Source organism: Burkholderia sp. BCC1993 (assembly GCF_905339865.1).
In the GTDB taxonomy this organism is placed as follows: domain Bacteria; phylum Pseudomonadota; class Gammaproteobacteria; order Burkholderiales; family Burkholderiaceae; genus Burkholderia.
In genome coordinates, this window is sequence record NZ_CAJPGZ010000005.1 from 410,937 (window position 1) to 418,070 (window position 7,134).

5 protein-coding genes and 3 pseudogenes are annotated in these 7,134 nt (G+C 66.5%); 3 read left to right on the plus strand and 5 right to left on the minus strand.

Features of this window, described 5'->3' with window-relative positions; translation table 11 throughout:
• Window positions 1–8 precede the first annotated feature (8 nt).
• The 3 genes and pseudogenes from U4Y91_RS10920 to U4Y91_RS10930 form a co-directional block, all read right to left on the minus strand.
• Window positions 9–1,763, minus strand: coding sequence for an AMP-binding protein (locus tag U4Y91_RS10920; protein WP_321805069.1), 1,755 nt, complete (start codon window positions 1,761–1,763; stop codon window positions 9–11).
• Window positions 1,764–2,093: 330 nt separating this feature from the next.
• On the minus strand, window positions 2,094–2,912 hold the full coding sequence (locus U4Y91_RS10925) for a TetR/AcrR family transcriptional regulator (protein WP_044849270.1): 819 nt from the start codon (window positions 2,910–2,912) through the stop codon (window positions 2,094–2,096).
• 216 nt (window positions 2,913–3,128) lie between these two features.
• Window positions 3,129–3,350, minus strand: a pseudogene (locus tag U4Y91_RS10930) (MFS transporter); the annotation flags it as partial.
• Window positions 3,351–3,522: 172 nt separating this feature from the next.
• On the opposite strand from U4Y91_RS10930, the gene U4Y91_RS10935 reads away from it, so the two are divergent.
• The 3 genes from U4Y91_RS10935 to U4Y91_RS10945 all read left to right on the plus strand — a co-directional run bounded on the left by U4Y91_RS10935 (window position 3,523) and on the right by U4Y91_RS10945 (window position 6,560).
• On the plus strand, window positions 3,523–4,065 hold the full coding sequence (locus tag U4Y91_RS10935) for a GNAT family N-acetyltransferase (RefSeq protein ID WP_321805070.1): 543 nt from the start codon (window positions 3,523–3,525) through the stop codon (window positions 4,063–4,065).
• 125 nt (window positions 4,066–4,190) lie between these two features.
• Complete coding sequence (locus tag U4Y91_RS10940) at window positions 4,191–4,817, plus strand: ParB-like protein (RefSeq protein ID WP_321805071.1); 627 nt, start codon at window positions 4,191–4,193, stop codon at window positions 4,815–4,817.
• A 24-nt stretch (window positions 4,818–4,841) separates the two neighbouring features.
• Complete coding sequence (locus U4Y91_RS10945) at window positions 4,842–6,560, plus strand: SulP family inorganic anion transporter (protein WP_321805072.1); 1,719 nt, start codon at window positions 4,842–4,844, stop codon at window positions 6,558–6,560.
• 86 nt (window positions 6,561–6,646) lie between these two features.
• Here U4Y91_RS10945 and U4Y91_RS10950 read toward each other — a convergent pair.
• Window positions 6,647–6,751 (minus strand): annotated as a pseudogene (locus U4Y91_RS10950) (carbohydrate kinase); the annotation flags it as partial.
• 178 nt (window positions 6,752–6,929) lie between these two features.
• Window positions 6,930–7,134: pseudogene (locus tag U4Y91_RS10955) on the minus strand (ABC transporter); the annotation flags it as partial.

Consider the following 7,134-nt stretch of genomic DNA (forward strand, 5'->3'; position numbering starts at 1 on the left):
TGGATCGTTCAGCCTTGCTTCGCGGCCTTGATCCTGGCGAGTTCCTCGTCACGCAGCGCGCGGCGCAGGATCTTGCCGACGTTCGTCTGCGGCAGTGCGTCGCGGAACTCGACGAATTTCGGCATCTTGTAGCCGGTCAGGTTCTTGCGGCAGTGCGCGAGCACGTCGTCGACCGTCAGCGTCGGGTCGCGGCGCACGACGAAGACCTTGATCCGTTCGCCCTGTACTTCGTCCGGGATGCCGATCGCAGCGGCTTCGCTGATGCCCGGATGCATGACCAGCACTTCCTCGATCTCGTTCGGATACACGTTGAAACCCGACACGAGGATCATGTCCTTCTTGCGGTCGATGAGGCGGATGAAGCCGCGCTCGTCCATCACGCCGATGTCGCCGGTGCCGAGCCAGCCGTCGGCGTCGATCACCTTCGCGGTTTCGTCGGGCCGCTGCCAGTAGCCGCGCATCACCTGCGGACCGTGCACGCACAGCTCGCCCGGCTCGCCGACGGCGGCCCAGGTGCCGTCCTCGCGACGAAAGCGCACGAGTGTCGACGGGGCGGGCAGGCCGATCGAGCCGCTGAACCCGGCCATGTCGCTCAGGTTCACCGGATTCATCGTGACGATCGGCGAGCATTCGGTGAGCCCGTAGCCTTCGACGACCGGCCGGCCCGTGACTTGCTGAAAGCGCTCCGCGACCGCGCGCTGCATCGCCATGCCGCCCGCCATCGCGAGCTTGAGGTTCGAGAAGTCGCGCTTGCAGAATTCCTCGTTGTCGAGGAACGCGTTGTACAGCGTGTTGATCCCGGTGATCCCGGTGAACGTTTCGTTGCGGATGATCTTCATCACCATGTTCATGTCGCGCGGGTTCGCGATCAGGATGTTGCGTCCGCCGAGCCCCATGAAGATGAACGCGTTCACCGTCAGCGAATAGATGTGATAGAGCGGCAGCGGCGTCAGCACGGTCTCGACGTCGCCGGACACCTGGTCGGCGATCCACGCCTTCGCTTGCAGCAGGTTCGCGATCAGGTTGCCGTGCGTGAGCATCGCGCCTTTCGCGACGCCGGTCGTACCGCCGGTGTACTGCAGGAACGCGAGATCGTCGCGGGTCGTCTGCACCGGCTGCGGTTTGCCGCGTGCGCCGAGCGCGAGGGCGGAGCGCAGCCGGATCGCCTGCGGCAGGTTGTAGGCCGGCACGAGCTTCTTCACGTGCTTCAGCACGAAATTGATCAGGCGTCCCTTCGCATTGAAACCGTCGGCGAGCAGGTCGCCGAGCGCGGTGACGATGATGTTCTTCACCTGCGTTTCCGGCAGTGCGTCCTGCAGCGTGCGCGCGAAGTTCTCGAACACGACGATCGTCTGCGCGCCGCTGTCCTTCAACTGGTGCGCGAGTTCGCGCGCGGTATAGAGCGGATTGACGTTGACGACGATCGCGCCGGCCTTCAGCGTGCCGAATAGCGCAACCGGGTACTGGAACGTGTTCGGCAGCATGATCGCGACGCGGTCGCCCGGCTTCACGCCGGTGCTTTGCAGATACGACGCGAACGCATCGACTTTCTGCGCGAGCGTGCGGTAGGTCATCGATGCGCCGGCGCTCACGTAGGCGACCCGCTCGGCGAAGCGCGTCGTGCATTCGTCGAAGAACTGCACGAGCGATGCGTATTGCGTGACGTCGATCTCGTGCGGCACGCCGGGCGGATACGACGCGTACCAGATGCCGTCGCTGTTCGGCGGGAGCTGGGCCGCTGCGGTTGCTGCGGATGAGGCCATGATGTGTCTCCGGTGTCGGCGAGAGTTAGCGCTTTAGCGCTTACTCTCACCCCATGCTTCGCGGTCGGTGAGAGTTAGCGCTTTAGCGCTTGCTCTCACCCCATGCTTCGCGGTCGGTGAGAGTTAGCGCTTCAGCACTTACTCTCACCCCATGCTTCGCGGTCGGCGAGAATTAGCACTTCAGCGCTTACTCGTACCCCATGTTTTTCGTCGACGAAAGCAAGCCTGCCGTGGCTCCCGCCGCATGACATTCGTTCGGCCCGGGCCAGCGCATCAACGCCGGCCCGGGCCGCCCATATCGTGAAACGCCGCCTGCGCGGCCTGGTGCGATCAGCTCGCCGAAGGCGCCGTCGCCGTATCGGCAGCAGCCGTACTCGACGACAGCCCGAACGCTTCGCTCGCACCCGCATCGTCGAGCACGGCCGCGAAGATCGACAACTGCGCGCTGTCGGGCATCGGCGCCTTCAGCGCGGCGACGATCAGCGAGGACAGCCGCGCGATCATCTGCACGTCGTTCATCGTGCGGCCTTGCGAGAATTCGTCGATCAGGCTTTCGGTTTCGGCACCGGCCAGCGCGCCGGACAGCGCGCCGATCGCGAAGTGCAGCCGCCAGCCGAGCTCGGTGCGCGGCAGATGCGGCAGCGCGCGCTGGAACGCATCGAAGAAGCGGCCGGCGACGCTCGCGTAGTGCGCGGTCAGGAAGTTGCGCACGAACGGCGACGGATCGGTGTACGCGCGGCCGATCAGCCGGAGGAACGCGGGGCCGCCGCGCTCGGGGTCGCGCGACGCCTTCAGCGCGGGAATGAACATCGCGCCGAGTACGTGCTCGCAGGTGATGTGCGCACCGAGCTGCGCATCGAAGCGGTCGAGGATGCCGAGGCGTTCCAGGTTGAGCTGGTCGAGCCGACGCGACAGCATCGCGTGGATCAGCGCTTCCTTGCTGCCGAAGTGGTAGTTGACCGCGGCGAGGTTCACCGTCGCACGCGACGTGATCTGCCGCATCGACATCGCTTCGAAGCCATGTTCGATGAACAGGTCCTCGGCCGCATCGAGAATGCGCGCTTTCGTCCCGCCGGTCTGCCGATTGCCGGATGACCGCGTCCCGGACGGTCGTCCCGCGGACGCTCGCCCCTCCTGACTTACTGCCATGTCCCGCCTCCCAATGCCGGTTGCCCGGCCGCGAACAGGTGATTTGATTATCTGATTCAAACAGCCGTTTTTATTAAGATAAAAAAACGCGTGCGGCGCGGGCAAGCGCGGAATCTGGACAAATTCCTCTAGTTCGATGTGCGGATGCGGAAAGCATGTCGCGCGGCCCAGGCGGGACGGGGCACGCGCGATGGTGCGCCGCGGCAATACGCGGCTTCAGCCGACGGTGGTACGCGTATTGACCGATTGCGTCATGTCGATGCCGCGCCGTTCGCGGCTGAACAGGATCAGCACGGCGATCACGATGGCGACTATGCCGGCCACGAGCGCCGGCGCGAAACTGTAGTTGTTGCCCTGGGAGACCGCGAGCGATGCCTGCATCGTCGCGTTGCCCGACGCGAGCAGGTTGCCGAGCTGGTAGACGACGCCGGGGAGGGTCGTGGGGGCGCGATAACCGCGAATCGGGAATAATCCCTACGAAATGAACTGTTGAGAAAACGGAAATGAACGTGCGCGTGACGAGCGACAGTCGTCTGTATCATTCCGGAAGGCTTTTTGTATCAGTCATGTAATGCACGCGATGCGCATCGCCACCGAATCAGGAGTCCAGATGACCGAACCGTCCGTTGCCGCGCTGCCCGTCCTGGAGACCGCGCGGCTGTGGCTGCGCCCGCGCGTGCTGGCCGACCTCGACGCGAGCATCGAGATGGATTGCGATCCCGAGGTCACGCGCTACATCGCGGGCCCGTGGCACGACCCCGACGAACATCGCCGCTTCGTCACGCACCGGATCACGCGCGCCTATCCGCCGGGCCTCGGTTACTGGTCGATCTTCGAGAAGGCCGCGCCCGACGCGTTCATCGGCTGGATCCTGCTGATTCCCGATTATGTGGGCGGCGCGCGCGACGTCGAGATCGGCTGGCGGCTCGTGCGCGCGGCGTGGGGGCGCGGGATCGCGTGCGAGGCCGCCGCGGCCGTCGTGCGTCACGCGTTCGACACCGTGCGGCTGCCGCGCGTGATCGCCGATATCGCGGAGGCGAACTCGGGTTCGCTGAACGTCGCGCGCAAGCTCGGGATGCGGCGCGTGAGCGTCGTTCACGACGGCATGCCTTACGTTCGCCATCGTCTCGAACGCGACGACCTGCGTGCATAGCGTCGCGTGCGGGCGCGACCGGTTGTCAGGGATGGTCAAGCGCACGCGCATCGAGGTCGCGACGTATTAACGGCTCGCACGATCAGGAGTATCGTTGCCGGAAATTCGCAACATGGGGTACGACCATGGCACTCGGCAACGACGTTCATCTCATTCCCGTCCGGCTCGACGCACTGCGTCCGACGCAAATGACGGTCGGCTATCGCGAAGTGAAAGCGAAGCGCAAGCACTGGAAGGCGCTCGACAAGCGTGCCCGCAAGGCCGCGATCGAGTCGCACTGGTTTCCGGCCGTCCTCGGCCCGGGCGGGCTGCACTACATCACCGACCATCACCATCTCGGCCTCGCGCTGATCGAGGAAGGGGAGGCGCGCGTGAATGCGATGCTGCTGAAGGATCTGTCCTGGCTCGACGACACGATCTTCTGGCGGATGATGGAACACAACCAGTGGGTGCATCCGTTCGGCGTGGACGGCTCGCGTCGCGACTACGCACATCTGCCGAAGGCGCTGACGGGGCTCGAGGACGATCCGTACCGAAGCCTCGCGGGCGAACTGCGCACGGCCGGCGGCTACGCGAAGGATGCGACGCCGTTCAGCGAATTCCTGTGGGCCGACTACCTGCGCCAGCACGTGACGCTCGACCAGATCCGCAAGAACTTCGCGAAGGCGCTCGACATCTCGCTGCGCCGCGCACACGAGCAGGACGCGCGCTATCTGCCCGGCTGGTCGGGTGTCATCGCTGTCAAACCCTGACCCGCACCCGGCGCCTACTGCCTCATGACGACCGCCCCGACCCGTCCGGATGCCGGCTTGCAGCATCCCGAGCATTTTGCTGCACTCGATGCGGCGCCGCCGCCGCCCACGCAGCGCATCGGCCTCGATGCGCTGGCCGGCCTGTCGATCGCCGGGTTGCTGATTCCCGAGGCGGTTGCGTACGCGGGTCTCGCCAACCTGCCGCCGCAGGCCGGTCTGATCGCGCTGCTGTCGGGGCTCGTCGTCTATGCGCTGACCGGCAGCAGTCGCTTTGCGATCGTGTCGTCGACGTCGTCGTCAGCGGCCGTGCTCGCCGCGACCGTGCTGGCCGAGTCGGGGATGGCGCTTGCCGCGCAGCTCGCGCTCGCGGCCGCGCTCGTCGCGATGACCGGCGTGCTGTTCATCCTGGCGGGCGTCGCGCGGCTCGGGGGCATGTCGGATTTCGTCGCGCGTCCGGTCCTGCGCGGTTTCACGTTCGGCCTGGCGCTGACGATCGTCATCAAGCAGCTGCCGAAGATTCTCGCGATCTCCGTGCAGCACAGCGATGCGCCGCGCGTCGCACTCGACCTCGTCACCGGTGCACCGCATGCAAACCTCGCGAGCGTCGCGCTCGGCGCGACCGCGCTCGCGCTGCTGTTCGTGCTCGGGCGGCGCTCGCGCGTGCCTGCGACGCTCGTCGTGATCGTGCTGTCGATCGCGGCCGGCTATGTGCTCGACTGGCAGCACTACGGGATCGCGATCGTCGGACACATCGATTTCCGGCATCTCGAATTCGGGCTGCCGCATCTCGACCGGAACGCATGGATGCAGACGGTCGAGCTCGCCTTCGCGCTGATGCTGATCCTGTATGCGGAGTCGTACGGATCGATTCGCAACTTCGCGCTGAAGCACGGCGACAGCGTGTCGGCGAACCGCGACCTGGTCGCGATCGGCTGCGCGAACCTCGTGTCGGGGCTGCTGCACGGAATGCCGGTCGGCGCGGGCTATTCGGCGACGTCCGCGAACGAGGCGGCCGGCGCGCAGTCGCGTTTCGCGGGCCTGTGGGCGGCCGGCGTGGTCGCGCTGATCGTGTGGCTGCTGCTGCCGCAACTCGCGCGCACGCCGGAGCCCGTGCTCGCGGCGATCGTGATCTTCGCGGTCAGCCACTCGCTGCATCCGTCGGTGTTCCGGCCGTATTGGGTCTGGCATCGCGACCGGCTCGTCGTGATCGCCGCGCTGCTCGCGGTGCTCGTGCTCGGCGTGCTGCACGGGCTGCTCGCGGCCATCGGCGTGAGCCTGCTGCTGACGCTGCGCAAGTTGTCGGAGCCGAACGTGAGCGTACTCGGCCGGCTGCGCGACGGGCACGACTTCGTCGACGTCGCGAATCACGACGATGCGAAGCCGGTCCCCGGTGTGCTGATCGTGCGGCCCGAGGCGCAGCTGTTCTTCGCGAACGCCGACCGGATGCTCAATCGCGTGCGCGCGCTGATGAAGGCCGCGCCCGATACGCATACCGTGATGCTGAGTCTCGAGGAAACGCCGGACGTCGACGGCACGACGATCGAGTCGTTGCGCACGTTCGCCGCCGAATGCGCGGCACGCGGGCTGCAGTTCGCGATCGTGCGGCTCAAGGAGCACGCGTTGCATGCGCTGCGTCGTGCGACCGACGATACGCTGCGCGACGATGCGATGTCCGAACTGAGTGTCGATGAGAGCCTGCAACTGCTGCAGGCGCGCGGTAACGGCGGGAAGCGTGGTGCGTGACCGGGCGGCGCGCATGCTCCGCCTGGCGTTTTCCGGTGCCGCCTGATTTTCGCGGCCGACCGTGTCGGCGAAGGCGGTCGGCACGCGGCGGTCGGCACGCCGAGCCGCGCGCCGACGCGCGCCACGTTCCAGCATGAACCGGCGACGACGCTGCGCCAGTGCCGCGCGTCATCACGAATGAAGTCGGTCAGCGCTTTGCCGAATACGGCCCGGCGGGGGAACGTCGTCGTTGTGTCGAAACCATGTACCGCGGCGTGTCGCGCGGCGGTGCGGCGGTTGGGGTGAACGGACGGGCAGGGCCGGTGTCGCGCGCGGCGGCGCGCCCGGCACCGCCCGGCACCGCCAGGAATCGCGGGTCGCGTCGCGCGATCAGCGCTGGCTGCTCCAGCCTTTGTAAGCCTTCACGTTGTCACGCGTGACGAGCGTCGGCTCGATCAGGATCATTGGATTCGCCGGCTTCTGGCCGTTCATGATCCCGTAGCCGACGTTCACGGCCTGCTGCGCCATCGCCCACGGATCCTGGCTCGACGATGCCTGCACGAGCGTGTTCGACTTCAGCGCCACCTCGATGTCG